The sequence below is a fragment of the Methylobacterium sp. ARG-1 genome (assembly GCF_001262595.1).
GTDB classification, from domain to species: Bacteria; Pseudomonadota; Alphaproteobacteria; order Rhizobiales; family Beijerinckiaceae; genus Methylobacterium; species Methylobacterium brachiatum.
In genome coordinates, this window is the sequence record NZ_LHCD01000088.1 from 1 (window position 1) to 886 (window position 886).

General features: G+C 61.7%; 2 tRNA genes and 1 rRNA gene. All 3 read left to right on the forward strand.

The features are described from left to right. Positions 1-147: ribosomal RNA gene (locus AKJ13_RS29925) — 16S ribosomal RNA — on the forward strand; the annotation flags it as partial. A 201-nt stretch (positions 148-348) separates the two neighbouring features. Beyond that, positions 349-425, forward strand: a tRNA-Ile gene (locus AKJ13_RS29930). A gap of 36 nt (positions 426-461) precedes the next feature. Continuing rightward, positions 462-537: transfer RNA gene (locus AKJ13_RS29935), tRNA-Ala, on the forward strand. Positions 538-886: the final 349 nt, after the last annotated feature.

Here is an 886-nt window from a genome sequence, read left to right on the forward strand (position 1 = left end):
ACACCGCCCGTCACACCATGGGAGTTGGTCTTACCCGACGGCGCTGCGCCAACCGCAAGGAGGCAGGCGACCACGGTAGGGTCAGCGACTGGGGTGAAGTCGTAACAAGGTAGCCGTAGGGGAACCTGCGGCTGGATCACCTCCTTTCTAAGGATTTCTCTTTGGACATGGGGTCCGGTTCTGCCGGATCGCAGCGAACGTCCGTTCGTCCATCGAGGATCATTGGATACAGGGTTCAGTCAGAACCCATTTTGCGGGACGCACGCCGTCCTCGTTTCTCTTCCTCACCAGATAGCGCGATCGGCGCTTCGCCCCGGCTTGTGCCGGGCGGCGCGCCTCGATCGCTCTGGGCCTGTAGCTCAGGTGGTTAGAGCGCACCCCTGATAAGGGTGAGGTCGGACGTTCGAGTCGTCCCAGGCCCACCACGACACGGGACGCTCTGCCGTCGGCGCTGACCCCTTGGGGCCATAGCTCAGTTGGGAGAGCGCGTGCTTTGCAAGCATGAGGTCGTCGGTTCGATCCCGTCTGGCTCCACCATTTTCTTGGGACTTGGCGCTGCTGATGTGGCGGCCGCCCGAGAGACGGTGTCGAGCCTGGCTATCTGGAACACAGTTTGCCGCGGCATGGCGGCTTGAGGATCTCTGATCCCGAGCAGCCAGCCAGCGTGCGAAGACATCAGTGACATCGTGAAGAGGGAATGTGGCCGTTGGGGGCGCGAAAGCGTCATCCCCGGCGGTCATGTTCGGCAAGCATACGGTGGTGGGTCCGGAAACGGATCTGCCACTGGTCTTTTTGTGACCGTGTCGCGCTGATCGGCCAGCCTTACGGCTGTCGGATCAGCGACGGACATCGATCACGAGAGCGATCAAGTGCCTTAAGAGCATTC